At 35.4% G+C, this 18,071-nt stretch carries 14 protein-coding genes; 4 read left to right on the top strand and 10 right to left on the bottom strand.

The window, feature by feature from the left end; all coding sequences use genetic code 11:
• Positions 1–1,872, bottom strand: coding sequence for an OstA-like protein (locus HU137_RS09845; protein WP_182043679.1), 1,872 nt, complete (start codon positions 1,870–1,872; stop codon positions 1–3).
• The gene (locus HU137_RS09840) at positions 1,853–2,296 is read right to left on the bottom strand and encodes a Fur family transcriptional regulator (protein ID WP_182043678.1); all 444 of its coding nucleotides are present in this window, start codon (positions 2,294–2,296) and stop codon (positions 1,853–1,855) included. The genes HU137_RS09845 and HU137_RS09840 overlap by 20 nt, the downstream gene beginning before the upstream one ends.
• Before the next feature lie 332 nt (positions 2,297–2,628).
• Between HU137_RS09840 and HU137_RS09835 the strand changes: the two genes are divergently transcribed.
• A complete protein-coding gene (locus HU137_RS09835) occupies positions 2,629–3,885 on the top strand; it encodes a DEAD/DEAH box helicase (RefSeq protein ID WP_182043677.1) in 1,257 nt (418 codons plus the stop codon).
• Positions 3,886–3,940: 55 nt separating this feature from the next.
• Here HU137_RS09835 and HU137_RS09830 read toward each other — a convergent pair whose 3' ends face one another.
• Positions 3,941–4,564: a response regulator transcription factor gene (locus HU137_RS09830; protein WP_182043676.1), complete on the bottom strand. Its 624-nt coding sequence runs from the start codon at positions 4,562–4,564 to the stop codon at positions 3,941–3,943.
• A gap of 2 nt (positions 4,565–4,566) precedes the next feature.
• Positions 4,567–6,450 carry an ATP-binding protein gene (locus HU137_RS09825; RefSeq protein WP_182043675.1) on the bottom strand — a complete coding sequence of 628 codons (1,884 nt, stop codon included), beginning with the start codon at positions 6,448–6,450 and terminating at the stop codon, positions 4,567–4,569.
• A 296-nt stretch (positions 6,451–6,746) separates the two neighbouring features.
• Here HU137_RS09825 and HU137_RS09820 point away from each other — a divergent pair, with 296 nt between their 5' ends.
• The gene (locus HU137_RS09820) at positions 6,747–8,777 is read left to right on the top strand and encodes a M3 family metallopeptidase (protein ID WP_182043674.1); all 2,031 of its coding nucleotides are present in this window, start codon (positions 6,747–6,749) and stop codon (positions 8,775–8,777) included.
• Here HU137_RS09820 and HU137_RS09815 read toward each other — a convergent pair.
• The 3 genes from HU137_RS09815 to HU137_RS09805 all read right to left on the bottom strand — a co-directional run bounded on the left by HU137_RS09815 (position 8,767) and on the right by HU137_RS09805 (position 12,539).
• Positions 8,767–11,439 carry a TonB-dependent receptor gene (locus tag HU137_RS09815; protein WP_182043673.1) on the bottom strand — a complete coding sequence of 891 codons (2,673 nt, stop codon included), beginning with the start codon at positions 11,437–11,439 and terminating at the stop codon, positions 8,767–8,769. The genes HU137_RS09820 and HU137_RS09815 overlap by 11 nt on opposite strands.
• Positions 11,420–12,187 carry a GLPGLI family protein gene (locus HU137_RS09810; protein WP_182043672.1) on the bottom strand — a complete coding sequence of 256 codons (768 nt, stop codon included), beginning with the start codon at positions 12,185–12,187 and terminating at the stop codon, positions 11,420–11,422. The genes HU137_RS09815 and HU137_RS09810 overlap by 20 nt, the downstream gene beginning before the upstream one ends.
• A gap of 106 nt (positions 12,188–12,293) precedes the next feature.
• A complete protein-coding gene (locus HU137_RS09805) occupies positions 12,294–12,539 on the bottom strand; it encodes a hypothetical protein (protein WP_182043671.1) in 246 nt (81 codons plus the stop codon).
• Between the two features lie 255 nt (positions 12,540–12,794).
• On the opposite strand from HU137_RS09805, the gene HU137_RS09800 reads away from it, so the two are divergent.
• The gene (locus HU137_RS09800; protein ID WP_182043670.1) at positions 12,795–13,193 is read left to right on the top strand and encodes a hypothetical protein; all 399 of its coding nucleotides are present in this window, start codon (positions 12,795–12,797) and stop codon (positions 13,191–13,193) included.
• Positions 13,194–13,329: 136 nt separating this feature from the next.
• On the opposite strand, the gene HU137_RS09795 is transcribed toward HU137_RS09800, so the two are convergent.
• The 3 genes from HU137_RS09795 to HU137_RS09785 all read right to left on the bottom strand — a co-directional run bounded on the left by HU137_RS09795 (position 13,330) and on the right by HU137_RS09785 (position 17,207).
• Positions 13,330–14,379: a 2Fe-2S iron-sulfur cluster-binding protein gene (locus HU137_RS09795; protein ID WP_182043669.1), complete on the bottom strand. Its 1,050-nt coding sequence runs from the start codon at positions 14,377–14,379 to the stop codon at positions 13,330–13,332.
• A gap of 112 nt (positions 14,380–14,491) precedes the next feature.
• Positions 14,492–15,610: an MBL fold metallo-hydrolase gene (locus HU137_RS09790; protein WP_246361538.1), complete on the bottom strand. Its 1,119-nt coding sequence runs from the start codon at positions 15,608–15,610 to the stop codon at positions 14,492–14,494.
• 55 nt (positions 15,611–15,665) lie between these two features.
• Complete coding sequence (locus tag HU137_RS09785; RefSeq protein WP_182043668.1) at positions 15,666–17,207, bottom strand: serine hydrolase; 1,542 nt, start codon at positions 17,205–17,207, stop codon at positions 15,666–15,668.
• A 114-nt stretch (positions 17,208–17,321) separates the two neighbouring features.
• Between HU137_RS09785 and HU137_RS09780 the strand changes: the two genes are divergently transcribed.
• A complete protein-coding gene (locus HU137_RS09780) occupies positions 17,322–18,029 on the top strand; it encodes a class I SAM-dependent methyltransferase (RefSeq protein ID WP_182043667.1) in 708 nt (235 codons plus the stop codon).
• Positions 18,030–18,071: the final 42 nt, after the last annotated feature.

Below are 18,071 nucleotides of genomic sequence, written 5' to 3'. Positions count from 1 at the left end.
TTATTTTTCATTTTCTTTTGTAGGTTCTACGGTATTTTGAATCGGATCTGCTTCTTCATTTAATTTTGGATCAACTTGAATTGCCGAACCACTATCGGATTGATTTGAATTTGAACTCACAACATCATCCAAATCTATTTTTTCCATTTCTTGTGTTTCCGTCCCACTCTCTTTCATTTTCACTTCTAAATAAGCCGGCGGTTCATCAAAAATATCTTGCCATTTTTGCATTTTTTCTTCACCACGCCATATAAAATCTTTTAGGAACCTAGATTTCTCGGGCAATTTGGATTCAGGATACAATTTGGAATTGGCTTGAATCCGACATGCCAAAACCTCTACTTCACTTCCTTTTATTTCAGCTTCGATGATCCCACAATCTGAAGTGTTGATCCCGATTCTTTCTTTGACTTTGGTGACATGATCTTCATCATCCACAAAATTTAGCGCTTGAGCATTTTCGTGAACTTCTACTAAATTTAACTCATTATTTAAAAAGAATCCGGTCATAAATTTCCCTTTTACTTGGTTAAATTCTTTATCGTTTAAAGAATCAACTTTGGAAATCGCAAATGCATTATTGAAAACCCGAACCGAATCCATGATCTGCAGTTCAGGATTATTATACGCATAAATCGTATCTCCTGTGATTTGCTGTTCGCCGGACCACATGATCGGATCACGGAAAAATTTCATCAATCCTTTGGTTTCATTGTAAAAAATAGAGTCCGATTTTCCTTGGGCATTACTTTTAAAATAACGTGCGTTGAAATAGGCTTTCAAAACTTTGGTCGAATCCTTTCGCTGAACCGCCATGATCGTATCGGCATGAAAATAAAGCGAATCCGTAGAAAAAGCTTTTACGGCGTAAGCATTTCCGGTCACAAAAGCCGAATCGAGTTCGCGATGCGCTTCGCCATATTCGCCTCTGATGAATCTTTTTTCTTCCGGGTCATCTATCAAAACATTTCCTTTTGCCCAACCAAATCCGGTTTTATCATTGAAATACATTTCATCTCCATGCAATTCTTTCCCTTCTCTGTAAACCGTGGACCTTTTTTTCAAAAAGGCTTCTCCTGTTTTTTTATTGAAAGTTCCACCACCGGTCGGCATAGAAATATAATTCCTTGGATTTTTACGGTCGGTAATCGTCGTTCTTCCTATAAATTCCGTCACATCGGTCGATTGATTCATGATCATTTTATCGGAATTGATCCGATAATCCGGTGTTTCAATCGTCGTATTCCGATCAAAATCAATGGTTTTGGTTTTGGAATTATACACTAAAACCTGGGTATGCGTGACGGTTCCGTCTTTTCCTCTTATGATGGCGCCTTGGTCGGTTCGAGCTATTCCAGATTTCCGGTCATACACCATATAAGGTGTTTCTATGCGTTGGCTTGGATCGATCATGACCACATTTCCGGAAGCAATGGCTATATCCGTTACGCGGTTGTATTCCACATAATCAGCAAAAAGTTCCGATTTTTTGTCTTTCATATGAACCCGATCAAAAGCTTTGGCTATTTTGGTGTTTCCATCGTATACAAGACTATCAGAAGTCATGGTAACCGTATCGTTGATCATGCGTACATTTCCCCAAGCACGGAAATAATTTTCTTTCTGATAATAAACCGCACTATCACTGTACAAACGGGTTCCATCGTGTTCAAATCCCACTTTCCCGTAGGCAAATGGATTGCCTTCAAATTTGGAAGGAAGTACACGCATCACGTCCGAATGCATATGTTTGATTTTTTTGGGAGGTGGTTTTTTTCCACCGGACGGAACTTGCCCCAACACAAAAACCCCCAAAAAAAGGAGGAGGAAAATCGATAAAAATTTAAATTTTCTATTGCGTTCTTCTGCCATAAAAATAAAGAGAATGGCTGTCAACTTTTATGCCGAAAACCTCTTCGATGGTTGCTTTGATGGATTGAATCCTTGGATCACAAAATTCGATCACTTCACCGGTATCAGAAAGGATAATATGGTCGTGTTGTTTGTCGAAATAAGATTTTTCATAATGGGCTTGTTGGTCTCCAAACTGATGTTTGCGTACCAATTTGGCTTCCAACAAAATCTCAATTGTATTGTACAAAGTTGCCCGACTCACACGGTATTTCTTTTCTTTCATCATGATGTATAAACGATCGATATCGAAATGCTCGTCGGTCGAATAAATTTCTTCCAAAATCGCATAGCGCTCCGGCGTTTTTCTATGTCCTTGTTCTTCCAAAAAATTGGTAAAAACCTGCTTGACTATCTCGTAATTCTTTTGTTTAACAGCATCCATTTCTCTTCTGCGTAATGTTTGGGTAAAGATAGTTTTTAATTTAGAAATTAGAAAATTTGGAGATTTGAAGGAAAACATAAATATTAAACCTCGAGTTTAAATCTCCTTAAAAATCCTTAATTTATCGTACTTTTGCAGCAGTTATTCTTCTGATAATTGAAAAACAAACCACCTAATCAACTCTCATTCACCTCTTTACCCATTAAAAGAGTTGATTAAAAAGAAAATAACAGTAAATTGATTATCCAGAAATAAACTTCATTTATTTAATATTAAATCAGATTTTTTCAATTTCAAGTGAAGAATTCAACAAATTATTGAACAAAACATTTATGCATACATTTCAAGAATTAAACCTCATAGATCCGATTTTAAAAGCATTAGAAGAATTGGACTATAAAACACCCACTTCCATTCAGCAACAAGCGATTCCTCCCGTTTTGGAGAAAAAAGATGTGCTGGGATGTGCCCAAACCGGAACCGGAAAAACAGCAGCTTTTGCCATTCCGATTCTCCAATTGTTGCAAAATCAAAAATCCCAAAACCGCAACCGAAATATCAAAGCACTCATCGTTACCCCAACCCGTGAACTCGCCATCCAAATCGATGAGAGTTTTGCAGATTATGGCAAACATCTGCCGCTCAAACACGCTGTAATCTTTGGTGGTGTGAAACAAAATCCGCAAGTGGGAAGATTGCGAAATGGCGTAGATGTGCTCGTCGCAACGCCGGGAAGATTGCTCGATTTGGTAGGACAAAAAATCATTTCGCTGAAAGACATTGAAATTTTTGTGCTAGACGAAGCAGACCGTATGCTCGATATGGGATTTATCCACGACATCAAAAAATTACTCAAAATATTACCCGAAAAAAGACAAAATCTTTTCTTTTCTGCCACCATGCCCAAACCGATTCAAGAATTGGCGCATACCATTTTGAAAAATCCTGTAAAAGTGGAGGTTACACCGGAATCCACAACTGCAGAAACTGTTCAACAAATGATTTATTTTGTAGATAAAGGAAACAAAATCAAATTGTTACATCAATTATTAAAAGAAAACACCAAAGAGAGTACTTTGGTTTTTACACGTACCAAACACGGTGCTGATAAATTGGTGAGAGCACTTTCTAAATTAGGGATTACTGGCGCAGCCATTCATGGCAATAAATCCCAAAATGCACGTCAAAATGCACTGAACAATTTTAAAAACAAAAAGATTCAGATTCTAGTCGCGACGGACATTGCCGCGAGAGGAATCGACATCGATTTGCTGAAATATGTAGTCAATTTTGAAATCCCAAATATCCCGGAAACCTATGTGCACAGAATAGGTCGTGGTGGACGTGCCGGTGCAGAAGGTGTAGCGATTTCTTTATGTGACATTGATGAAAAGGCCTATGTAAAAGACATCGAAAAAACCATTGGCATCAAAATTCCGGAAGTAAAAAATCATCCATTCCCTATGGAAAACTTCGAACTTTCACCGCCTAAACAAAAACAAGCCAGACCTAGTCGCAAACCCAAAGACCATTCAAACCCAAAAGCCAATAACTCTAATAAACAATTTAGATTTAAAAAGAAAAAGTAGGAAAGTTAATTTCATCAAATTTGATTGAAATATTTTTTTTTTTGAGGAAAGGGATTTAGATTTCATTGTTTAAATCATCTAGGTCGATTGGAAATTTATAGCCATTTTTGATACTTAATTTTTGTTTGATATTTTTCCGATGGGTTTTGATGGTCCAGATACTTCTGAACAAGGCATCTGCAATTTGTTGGTTGGTATAGCCTTTTTTAATGAAATTGAGAATTTCTATTTCTCTTTCTGTAAGATTAAAATTATCGCTTAAAATCTCTGATTTTGTATAAGGAGTTACTTTATTCTTTTCAAACTGTAGCCTTTCTCCACTTTGTATCTTCCTGATTAAATTGATAAGAACATGGGCCTCAATTTCTTTTGACAAATAGGCTTCTACACCTATATCGGTCAATTCGTGAAAATAAGTATGGTCCACGTCCATGGAAAGCATCATGATCTTTATTTCAGGAAATTGATATTTTATTTCTTTTGCTATCGCAATGCCTGATTTTGATTGTAGATGAATGTCAAGCAAGATCATATCTGGCTTTTCTATTTCTAAAAATGAATTTAAATCTTTTAATTGTTCAAAACCATTGATAAGCAACAAATCATCTTCTTGTTCCATTATGGCAGATAAACCTGCAAAAAAGAGTTTATGGTCGTCGATTGAAATAATTTTTATCATTTTCAAGTATTTGGAAAAGGGAGGTTAACGATGATTGTTGTTCCTGTAATGGAACTATGGATATGGATATCGCCTTTATAGTAGGCAATTCTGGATCGTATGTTAGACAACCCATGGCCATCTGATGACTGAAAAAGGGTAGAATTAACTTGTTGACTTCCATTATCTTCTACCATCAAACGTACATCTTCTGTATCAACGGCAATCGAAATATATACATGCGTCAGTTGATTGGCATGTTTCAAAGCATTGGTAAAAAGTTCTTGATAAATACGGTATAGATTGATTTTCATGGACAATGGAATGAGTGATTCATCTCCAATTAAATTCAATTCTACTTTAGGCACATCTTCATAAATAAGTGCGTCTGCTTCTATGGTTTTAAACAATCCATGGGACTGGAGACCTTTTGGTGATAATCTATGAATCAATTGTTTGAAATCACTGTTAATTTCTTTGAGAACCGACTGTAATTTGTCTCCGTTTTTCAAATTTTCCTGGCTCAACAAAAATCTGAAAGCTTGAAATGCTCCTCCTATTCCATCGTGTATATCTTGTGCTATCCGCATTCTTTCTTTTTCCTGAACAGAAATCAATTCTTCAGTAAGCAATTTCCTTTCATTTTCCACCCGAATCAAACTCCTTGAAAATTCATCAAAATCTTTTTTGTATTTCAACATAAAAATGATCATCAGATATACAATTTCAAATGCCAAAGAAAAAATTAAATTTCCAGGCATAATAAATTGTTTCAGATGAAAGAAAGGAAAATTATGGTTCAATAAATAAATAATCAAAGAGGCAAACAACAAAATATTGCCACCCAAATAATGCCATACATAATTGATTTTATTTCGAACCGCTATGAAAATACAAAAGAGAAAAATACCAACCAATAAGATTAAGATAGCATTATAGAATAGCTTTAAACCAGAAACGCTAAAATCAGCAACCCAACCGCTGGTAAAAATCAAGAAATATAGCATCGATATAACCAAAACTGCTGAAACTGAAATTTCTAGTATGCGGTTAAGTTTAGGAAGGGATTTTTTAAGATTAATGAAGTTTTGAAAAACTTTTATATTGAAAATCAAAATCAAACCCAAGAAAAATTCTTTGGGAATTTTTGACCAAAATGGATACAACCAACCCGGAATCAGATACAAATCATGAAGATACTCGATGAGGTTAAAAGCGATCAAACTAAGCAAATAGCCCATCATCATGCCATAGAATTTCTTTCTAAGAATGATGAATAGGATAAAATTAAAAATAGCCGCAAAAAAGAAAAAACCGAAATATCTGCCCAATAAAAAAGAATAATCAAGCTCCCACCATAAAATGTCTGTTTCCGTACTGATGTCAGTTGGAAAATACAAATTATTTCTACCGACCAATTCTGTTTTTACCAAAAGCAACTTGCTTTCGCCCGGTTGCATGGAAATTCGATAAGATAATGAACGCAATGGTACCTGTCTTTCAGCTCTACTCATCGAGTGCGATAGCCTTTCTTTTCTTTCAAATCCATCTAATCCTTTGTTGATTTCATACAATGTAAACTGAATTCCATCATTGTAAAATCCCCATAAATAATCTTCAGGCTTTTCAGATTCATTTTTCACTACCAATGCAAACCAATGGTTACAATCGGTCACACCAATATTCACAACATTGGAAACATTGCCTTTATTGACACGCTCAAATTCACCGTTTTTAAATTGTTCCAATAGTTGTTCAAAAGACGCATCTTTTGAACAATCAACTTTAATTCGCAAATAATCAGGCAAATAACCATTATAGGCACCTGTTAATCTAAGCGTATCTCCTTTTGAAGCAAAAGAAAACCCCCAACAAAGAGAAAAGATCCATAAAAATAGCGTTTTCACATCATGCAATTGAGATCAACCAAATATAGAAATAAACTGTATTGACCACACCTGCTCTACCTAAATTACCTATTTATGGGTATTTCAATCAATCTTCATTTCAAATCTCAATGGACAAGCCATTGAATTTAGTTTTGGAGATCATGGTTCTATTGAATTTAACGAAAGCGTTCCTTTGACCAAAGCGCAATAGCCAACAAAAAATAATATCTTATTCCGTGTATGATAAAATCTACACGGATTTTTTGTATCCCATTCTTTCAAAACCCCTTAAATTTGAAAATTAATTTTTAAAAATGAACAATCCACTTTTAAATCCATTCGATACCCCTTTTCAGTCCGTTCCTTTCAATAAAATCCAAACTGAACATTATCTTCCGGCTTTTCAGTCTGCAATTGCATTGGCAAAAGAAGAAATCGAAACGATTTGTTCCAATGCTGAAAATCCGAGTTTTGAAAATACCATCGAAGCTTTGGAAATTTCGGGTGAAAAACTGAGTAGGATTTCGGCTGTATTTTTCAATATGAATTCGGCGGAAACCAATGATGAAATCCAAAAAATCGCACAAGAAGTTTCACCGATGCTTTCCGAATTTGGAAATGACATTCGGCTTAATCCTGTTTTATTTCAACGTGTAAAAACCATTTTTGAACAGAAAGATCAATTGGATTTAACAACGGAACAAAAAATATTATTGGACAGAAAATACCAGAGTTTCAGTAGAAATGGAGCCAATTTAAAAGAGGACGAAAAAACTTTGCTTCGCGAAATCGACAAAGAATTGGCTACTTTAAAAGTTCAGTTTGGTCAAAATGCTTTGGCCGAAACCAATGCTTATTTTAAAAATATCACCGATAGATCTGATCTAAAAGGTCTGCCGGATTACGCCATTTCAGAAGCCAAATCCGAAGCAGAAAAAAGAAACCAAGAAGGTTGGACTTTCACGCTACAAATCCCGAGTTATCTTCCTTTTATGACTTATGCTGAAAACCGTGATTTGCGCAAAGAACTTTTTCTGGCGTATGGAAAAAAAGCCTTTCAGGAAAACGAATTCAATAACGAAAATAATGTCAAACGCATCGCAGAATTGCGTTTGAAACGTGCCAATTTATTGGGATACAACACCCACGCCGATTTTGTACTCGAAGAACGGATGGCGAAATCTCCTGAAATCGTGAAAGAATTTCTGGATGATTTGTTGGATCATTCAAAAGAATTTGGACTGAAAGATGTAGCAATGCTTCAAAAATTTGCTGCTGAAAAAGATGGAATTTCTACTTTGGAAAGATGGGACCATACTTTTTATGCTGAAAAAGTAAAACAAGAAAAATTTGCTTTTTCTGAAGACGAATTAAAACCTTATTTCCAGTTGGATAAAGTGGTGAATGGTGCATTTCAAGTTGCTAAAAAATTATTTGGCATAAAATTTAAAACCTTAGAGAACATCGACAAATACCATGAAGACGTGGTGATTTATGAAGTTTTGGATGAAAATGATCAACATTTGGCACTGTTCTATACCGATTTTTTCCCGAGAGAAGGCAAACGCGCCGGTGCTTGGATGACGGAATTCAGAGGTCAATCCAATCTCAACGGAAAAGAAATCAGACCGCATGTTTCCATCGTATGTAATTTCAGCAAACCTTCAAAAGATACACCTTCCCTATTGACTTTCAACGAAGTGACGACTTTGTTTCATGAATTTGGACATGCGTTACATGGGATGTTGGCCGACATTACCTATGAAAGTTTGTCGGGAACCAATGTGCTCTATGATTTCGTAGAATTGCCTTCACAATTCATGGAGAATTTCTGTTATGAACCGGAAGTTTTGGCGATGTTTGCGCAGCATTATCAAACGGGAGAAACGATTCCACAGGAATTGATCGAAAAAGTAATCCAGGCCTCCAATTATATGGAAGGTTACCAAACCGTTCGCCAATTGAGTTTCGGTTTGCTCGATATGGCTTGGCATGGAGAAAATCCGTTGGTTATTGATTCTGTCGATGCGTATGAAAATCAGGCTTTTGAACCAACCAATGTTTATCCAGTCGTTCCCGGAACCAATATGAGCGTCTCTTTTTCGCATATTTTCAACGGCGGATATTCGTCAGGATATTATTCGTACAAATGGTCAGAAGTACTTGATGCTGATGCTTTTGCTTATTTTAAGGAAAAAGGAATTTTCAATCCAGAAGTAGCTGCGAAATTCAAAAAATTATTGCAAAGCGGTGGAAGTGTGGAACCGATGGATCTTTATGTCGAATTCAGAGGTAAAAAACCGAGCAACGAAGCACTGATGAAAAGAGCGGGGTTTAGAATTTGAAACTTACACCAAGTAAAAGCATTCTTGGAAACAATTGATAAGAAGACGTAGTTTGCTGATAATCTGTATTGTAAATATTTCTAAAGGTTTGGGTATTGGTTAAATTTCGCAATTTTGCATTGATTCCAATTTTGTATTTCTCCCACTCGTGTCCGAAATCTACATCTGCAAAATAATAGGTTTGAGAAGCAGATAAATCTGGAAAATAAATCAATTCTTGTGAAAGTTTCAGCCAATATCGATTTGAAATTTTAAAATTCACATCGAGAAATCCATTCCAATTTTCCTGTGCATTTTCAATGTTTTCGATTTTATAAATATTCTTATTCCATTTTCCACCTAAATTATAATTGAGAAAGGATTGATTGAGCGCGGAATTAATGGAAAGCGCTATACTTGTAAAATTGCTTTTTACATTTCTCAGTTGTTGCGAATTGACTGCATTTTCAAAACGATAGAAGTTCTTGATGCCTGTAATTTTAACATAATGAAAAAGATTTTCAAACAAATAACTGACATAGAAAACGTTCATCCAATCTTTTTTATCTTTCAAGATCAAAGATTGGTTGGTTTGGTAATTCATAAAAATTTCATGGCTGGTTGAAATGTATTTCTCCGTCCATTTAAAACCTGATTCAAATCCAAAATTCAATGGGTCATAAAATTCTCCAAAATCATATTTAAATTTTAAACTGGTAAATGGCAAAAGTTCACTTTCATTCAAACCTACTCTAAAATTCCGAGGTGAAAAGTACAATGGACGATCAAATAATTCATCATATTGGACTGGTTCGCTATCATGTTGAAATGAAAACCTCAATTTGTTTTTTGAAGCCAAATCCCAATTCAAAATGGTCCAAATTTTCGGATAAAAAAATTGGGAATCATTTGTGAAATCATGAGAATAAAAATCATAATTTCCCCATCCGGCACCTATTTTACTGATCCAAATTAATCGATTTGAAAAACGATGGGTATATTTTGCAGAAATTTCAGATTCAAGGTTTTTGATTCGAAGATCATTTTGGAAATTTTCTGGAATTTCATTTAAATCATTTCCCAGTGCAAAAATTGAATTCAAATGATTGTTTGTGTTCTGTAAATTGATTGAGGTTTCAAATAGCTGTCCATTTGAAGTTTTATAAATCCATTTTGCATCTGCAGCAACAAAATTCAAACGTCGGTTGATTTTTTGCTGAAGCCTGCTGGATGACACTTCATCAAAAACAGATTCCAATATATTTTCATCAGAAAAAGCATTCAATTCCTCTTGATTGAACTGATTGATCATTCTGAAATGAATTGAAATTAAATTATTTTCATTGATGCGATTGGTATAATTGATTTTTTGATCAAATGTTTGATAAGAATTTGGGAATGCTTGGTTGGAATTGACTTGATTGAAATTTTCAGTAATGGATTGATCGGTATTTTCAAAAGAAAAATGAGAGGAAACATTAATTTTAGATTGGGAATTTAGTTCAATTTCTGCGTCCAAAACTGATTTCATTTCAAAAGTTGAATGGACAGACTGTCTTTGAATGGCATTAAAAATACTGTCATTTCCCAAAAAATAACGAATATTTTCTTGGGTATCAAAATTCAATTTGTCCCATTTTGCTGTGATTCTCGGTTTTAATTTGATCTGATCAGATAGGTTAAAAATCGAGTTGAGCGAGCCTAATTTCAAATTGTTGAACCGATATCGTTCTTGGTTTAGACCCAATATAAAATTTTGATTTGGATAGTATTTTTTGTTTTTTATTTGGTCTCCCAAAAGATAATTTTCAGTGCTGTACAATTGACGCAAATCTCCTTTCTCCTGCTCACCCAAATTGTTCAAATTGGTGAAGAAAAAATGTTTGGATTTTTTCCCGAAACTTATCAGGTTTCCATAAACTTTGTGATGATTTTCAGGATAAAAACTATTCATTAACTCTGCTTCTCCGAACCATTTATTTTTGGCATCTTCACGCAAAGTTAGATTCAAAGCTACTTTGTCAGATTCTTCAAAATCTTTCATCAAAGAATTATGATGGTACCGCTGAAGAACTTCCACTTTATCGATGGGATCTGAAGGCATGTTTTGGGTAACCATTTTATAGCCTTTTTCAAAAAAATCATCTCCTTCAATCATCACTTTTTCGACTTCTTTCCCGTTGATCGAAATCGTTCCATGCTCATCTACATTCAAACCAGGAATTCTTTTCAACAAATCTTCCACGACTCGTTCATCTCCTTTTGCAAAAAGCTTCGCATCAAAAATGATGGTATCACCTTTTTCTTTAATTTTTTCACGATGGATCAAAACTTCATTGAGTTGGATTTCTCTGTTTTGAATCAGAATTTCGATTTGAATTTTAGCTGGTGAATTTGGATGGATTTCTATTTCAAATTCTTCAGATTGAAAATCCAAATCATTGATGGACACGATAAATGTCCCATGTTGATATGTTTGAAAAGAAAAAACCCCATTTGCATCTGTATAAACATTTCCCTCCATTTCTCCGTTATGAGAAAAATGGACCATCACACCTTCTAAATTAAGATTTTGGATGGATTCATGGACCAGTTTTCCGCTGATTTCAGTTTGGGCAAATAAAAAAAATGGGAATAATGAAAAGAGATTTAAAAGAAATGTTCTACCAGGTTTCCCACTCATATTTTCTTTCTCTTGTCATTTGACGCCTCATGTTTTTGGGAATGGATTGATAGGAGCTCCCCATTCTTGCCGCAAAAGCTCTTCCTCTTTTTTCAACTAAATCATCAAAGTTTTGGATATATTCTTTCATAGAAAGATTGAAATTCATTGCTGAAACATCAGCAATTTTTGCTTCCTCGTACGGATAGATAATTTCCTCAACTTCCCAATAAATCTTGGGATTGTCAACAGATGAAACACGTAAAATCAAGCCAGGTAAACCATGAAATTTCCATGGCCCAAATGTTGTAGGAATTTCAGTTGTATAATAAGCCTTAAACTCGGAACCTCTAAACTTAAGCCTTGCTTCTTTGCACTTATACCCTAAAATCTCAATTTCTTCATGATGATTTATGAATTCCCAATTAAGCTTCGGAATGGTATCAGAAATATAATAGTCCTTATCTACGTAGGAAAAACGATCTTCGTTTTTAAACATTTGGATTTTCAAAACCTCAGGTTCTTTTAAATTTTGAAAAATCCGCATATGATCCCACCCTCCAATTGTAAATGAATTGGGTTCAAATTCATTCATTTCCCTTTCTTTAAATTCGATACCTTCTTCATACATCGAATGCGTTTTACTTGCAATTAAAATAGCGTTTGTTTCTAAATTTGCTATAGATGTTTTATAAGTCACCGCGAGGTTTTTTTGCGAAAATAAACTGATTGATAAACAAAAAATCAACAGGTTCAATATTTTCTTCATGTTTTAATTTTATTTAAATAATTGATACTAAAGGCCCAATATAACAAAAGTTTACAGATTGAAATTCAATCTGTAAACTCAAAATTCTTTGTATTTCAACAACCAATTATGGAGCTATTGGTTGTGTAATAAATTCATAAACTTTCCCACTTGCCCAACTGTGGCAGGCAGCCTCAGAAGATTGCCATGATGTTTCTGTATAAATTGGATTTCCATATACATTAAAAATCGTTACAGTACACCAACCACCTTCCGGCGCATATTCAACCTTATGTGAAATTTCTTCACTAAGATTGGCAAAAGCAAAAGTACCCATTAGCCCGAAGACAGAAAGCAAAATCATTTTTTTCATGTTTTTAAAATTTAATATTAATACTGATTTTTTTGAAACATATGAGTTGGTACCGCCTCATTTTCATCACTTTTCAAACCTAAAAAAAAAAAAAAAAAAATGACAAAATTTACAGATCAAAAAGTCTTTGAAAACTTAAAAAATACCAAGATCTTGGTATCAAAGCCTTCTTTAGTATTTGGAAAATAATTTTTAATATTTTCTAACCAAATTCTCCAAAACCTTACTTATCTTTCAAACTTTAAATGTTATTCCATGCTCAACAACAAATCTCTACAAGCCTTTCTGGCAATCGGTCCTATCGTTCTTTTTGTAATGCTGATGATGGCTTATTTTGTGTTTTTCTTTACGATGATTAGTTCTGCGCAAAGCTTAGAAAATTTTGATGAAAATGGAAGTGCTCCTTTTCCTACCGAATTTTTCGCCGGATTTGGGGTGTTTTTTGTGTTGATTTTATTGACCGTTTTCTTATCCTTTTTCAGTTTAATTTACTTTATCATTCATGCAGCAAAAAACCCTCATTTAGACGGCGAAAACAGCAATATGAAAATTGTTTGGATTTTGATTTTAGCGTTTTTAAGTGGAATTGGACAATTGGTTTATTGGATCGTTGAAATCAAATCCAAAAACCCAAAACCTGTGATTCCGAATTGATTTGATCCTTCGAGACTCCTGATGACTCGGGACAGGATGAGAAAATTTGTACGGCTCGGCGGTTGAAGGTTGGTGTTTTGATTTTAGAAAAGTTCACTCTCAACTGCTCCACTACCCAAGAACTCAATCACTTCAACTAGACCGCATCAAAATTGATTCGGATTTTATCGGATTTGGGACGGGAGATGCAAGCGAGAATCAATCCTTCTTCGATATCGGAATCCGTCAAAACAAAGTTTTCCGCCAGATGAACTTCTCCTTCTTCCAGTTTGCACATGCAGCTGCTACAAATTCCTCCTTTACAGGAATATGGCGCATCTACATCAGCATCCAGCATGGCATCGATCAGATTTTTTCCACGGTTCCAAACCACTTCATGCGTCTCACCATCTAGTTCTACGGTAACTTGAACATCATCAGGCGCATCCATTTCCTCCGGTAAAATATCGAGCGGATTGGAATCAGTCGTAAATAACTCAAAATGAATGTGTTGCTTCGGAATTCCGGCCTTAAAAATTTCGTTGGAAATTTCTTTGATCATTTCGTTTGGACCACAAACAAGGGCTTCGTCTACTTCGTTTATATCGACCAATTGGTTCAAAATCAATTCAAACTTATGCGCATTTAATCTCCCTTCAAACAACCAATCTTCCAATCGTTCTTGTGTATAAAATAAATGCAAATGAAAGTTTTCTGGAAATTCCGCTTTTAATTTTTTCAAATCCTCATAGAACATCACATCCTGAGGCGTTTTGTTGGAATAAAACAAATAAAAATTCACCCATTTTTCCGTTTGTAAAGTATAACGGATGATGCTTAAAATCGGGGTAATTCCGCTTCCGGCAGCAAAAGCAAGAATCGTCCGTTTTTCATTGGGTTTGGAAGGAATCCCGAAACGACCGTTGGGCGTCGAAACTTTCAGAAAATCACCTTCTTTTAAATCCGAATTCAAAAATTTGGAAATAAAACCACCCGTCACTGATTTGATTCCGATGGACCATTTCCCATCCAGGGGACTGGTGCAGAGCGAATAATCTCGTCTGGTTCCGTCCATGTCTAGTGTGATGTATTGGCCTGATTTAAATTGGAATTCAGGTTTCAATTCGTCCGGAATATCAAAGGTAATTTCGACGGAATTGGGTGTTAATTTATTTAAAGTTTTGACTTGTAAGCTATGGAAATCCATCCTCGGAAAATTTTGTGCAAAAGTACGGATTCAAAAAGGAATGGGAAATTGAAATCTTCAATAGTTTTCACTTAATTATTCTGACCAATTAAAGAAATTTGAAATTTTCTGATTATTTCAATCCTTCCCACCATTTTTCAAACAATTGGTTTTCGTTATCCAAATTTACCTTCTCTCCAATTTTAGGTGTTAGGATTGGCATTCCTTGTTTTTCTGCTTCAGCCGTTACCCGATCCAGCGGATCAAACCAAGAGTGATTTCCCAATTTGAATTTGGAATTATGAACAGGCATCAATCGTTTGGTTTTCAATTCCTGAGCGGCTTTCACGACTTCTTCCGGCAACAGATGAATGTATTTCCATTTCGGATCGTATTGTCCATCTTCTAACAACGCGAAATCAAAAGGGCCGTGCTTCTCCCCGTTTTCTTTAAAATGCGTATCATAACCGGAATCTCCACCGAGAAAGAGTTTTTTAGTTGGCGTTTCCAACACAAAGGAAAGCCAAAGCGTATTGTTCCGTTTTAAAGTTCGACCCGCAAAATGACGCGCCGGTGTCGTATGAATTTTTGTCGAATCTTTTAAAACCGTCGTTTCGTTCCAATCCATTTCGGTAATCATTTCCGACTTATAACCCCAATGTTCCAAATGAGATCCAACTCCCAAACCTGTAATGACTTTGCCAACTTTTGGAGTCAAGGATTTGATCGTTTCATAATCCAAATGGTCATAATGATCATGCGAAATCAGCAAAAAATCAATTTTAGGAATATCAGCAACTTTGTAAACATCAGAACCAGGAAAAGCTTTGGTGGTCGGCAAAGGTGAAGCATTTCCACTCAAAACCGGATCGATTAAATATTTGATTCCGTTTAGTTGAATGAAATAGGACGAATGTCCCATCCAAATCAAAAGATTTTCATTGGGATCTAAATTTTTCAAATCGGTTTTGACAGCTGGAATGGAATCGAGCGGATGTGTATTTGGATACGTTGTCGTAAGAAAATCCCAAAGTACACCCATCATCGTGTAACCTTCAGCCAATTGCGGCGTATGGTTTAGATTTTGAAAAGCTCCGTCTTTGTAATTTTTGGATTGTCTGATTCGCTCCAATCGCTCTCCTGATGGCGCTTTCCCAAATTTCGGATGTTGCATATAGCCCCAAACACCCACAAGAATTAGCAACAGAAAAATGAAAAACCCTATCAGCATTTTTTTCAATATTTTTTTCATTCTTTGTGAATCAAAATTCGAAAAGTCAAATCAGCTTAAAACTAATTTCCATTTACTAATTACTGATTTTCACAAAATCCAAATCCTGAAAATCATAACTGAAATCGGTCAACGGCGAAATCGCTTCCATTTTCAATCCCGTAATTTTTTCATTTTCCATTTGGACAAACACAAAGGCATCGGCATGCAAATAAGCATTGTCCCATTTCACAGCGTAAGTTTTGTCTTTGTAATAAAACATTTCACCGACCAATTGACTTGAACGTTTGGAAGTAAACCTCAGTTTTCCTTGTTCTTTTGAAATGGTAATTTTGCCAAACCAATTGTCTCGATAAGTTCCGATTAAATCTTTTTCTTGAATCATTGATTTCGGATTGGAATTTACCGTTTTCCAAACTTCTTCCGTGATTTTATCGGCTTCTTCTCCTCTTTTTGAAATCAATTCGTCGTATTCTTTTACCCAATCTTTTTCCGGCAATCCTAAATAATGGTCTTTGATCGTATTGGAAATCGCCATAAAAGCGGCACCTTGTTGTTGATTGGTCAACACGATAATTCCTAAATTTTCTTGTGGAATCATGACGATTTGTGTGACAATTCCTTCCAAACCTCCGGTATGTGAAACCTCCAATTTCCCGTTGACATCCTGCAATTGGAAACCCAAACCATAGGCTCTGAACAACGAATTATACGGCGGTCTGGTAGAAAAAGGCATCAAGGTTTGTGGTTTTTTCAATTCTTTCATTTGGGTTTCAGAAACCAATTGCAAACCCTTGTATTTTCCTTCATCCAATTGAAATTGAACCCAATGACTCAAATCATTTACGCTCGAATAAATTCCGGCTGCCGCATCAAAAATATGATTGGTGTACCGGTCGATGACTTTTAATTTTCCATCAATCGGAACGTGAGGTGCAACCGCATTGGATTTATCTTTTAGTGAATTCCAACTCGAAGCCGAGCGATTCATTTGGAGTGGCGTTAAAAATTCGTCTTGAATAAAATCCACCCAAGATTTTCCTGAAACCCTTTCTATGACTACTCCGGCGATGATATACAGTAAATTATCATAGTCATATTTGGTTCTAAAATCAGAAACCGGTTGTAAATGGTGAATATTTTTAATGATGTCATCGGGTGTGAAATCGTGACCATCCGGCCAAACCATCAAATCGCCTGCGCCGAGTCCCAATCCGCTTCTATGCGTCACCAAATCCCGAATCGTAAATTCTTCCGTTACATAATCGTTGTACATTTTGAATTCGGGAATGTATTTTTTGACTTTGTCGTCCCAATTGATTTTCTTATCGTCCACCAACATGGTCAAAGCCGTTGTGGTAAAAGCTTTGGAGTTCGAAGCGATACCGAAATTCGTATCGGCATTTACTTTTTCTCCGGTGTTGATGTCCGAAACGCCGTAACCTTTTGCGAGAACGACTTTTCCGTCGTGAATGATGCCAACTGCAATTCCGGGAACGTTGAAAGTTTTTAAGGTATTTTGAACCAATTCATCAACTTTCTGTTCGGGAATTTCTTGGGAGAAACTGAGGGTAGAGAGTAGAGCGAGTAAAAAGGGAAGGTATATTTTGAATTTCATTTGAATAATGCTAATAGATTTTTGAATTTGTAAATGTAAATATTCTTTTGATTTTATTTTTTTGTCCAACCATGATATACTGAAAAAATTGAACTTAAAACTTAATTTTACACCATGAAAGATTTAATGGGACAAGCCATTTGGGATTATTATTACGATAATTCACCCGAAAACCTCCAAACTGAAACTTCTATTTCTGAGTTGGATGATTTACCGATCGACTATTTGTTTCGAAATTTTAATGAAATGAACCTTTTGGAACAAAAAGCTCTGGAATTGACCAAAGGAAAAGCTTTGGACATCGGCTCCGGTGCAGGTTCGCATAGTTTATTTCTGCAAAATGAGAAAAATTTAGAAGTGACGGCGCTCGATATTTCTCCGAAATCAATTGAAATTTCTAAAATCAGAGGTGTTCAAAATGCAATTTGTGCAAATATTCTAGATTTCAATCCAATTAAAAAATTCGATACGATTTTACTTTTGATGAATGGTACCGGAATTTTTGAAACGATCGATAAAATGGATGTTTATCTGAAAAAACTTCATGATTTATTGAATGAAAACGGTCAAATCCTGATCGACGGAACCGATATTCTCTATATGTACGAAGAAGAGGATGGCGGATTTAGGATTCCGGTTGATCATTATTATGGCGAATTGGATTATGTCGTTCATTATAAAAATGAATCAGAAGAACCGATCAAATGGTTGTATTTGGATTTTGAAAATTTGAAAGATGCTGCAGAAACAAATGGTTTCGAAGTTGAATTGGTGTTGGAAGAAGGAGATTCGTATGTAGCCAAACTTACCAGAATTGAGTAAAAAATCTGGGGGCATCTGATAAATCCGCGGGCATTAATTTCT

This window comes from Moheibacter lacus (assembly GCF_014042165.1).
GTDB lineage: Bacteria > Bacteroidota > Bacteroidia > Flavobacteriales > Weeksellaceae > Moheibacter > Moheibacter lacus.
The sequence above is the reverse complement of the archived record's forward strand: the minus strand, read 5'-3'. Positions and strand labels throughout refer to the sequence as shown.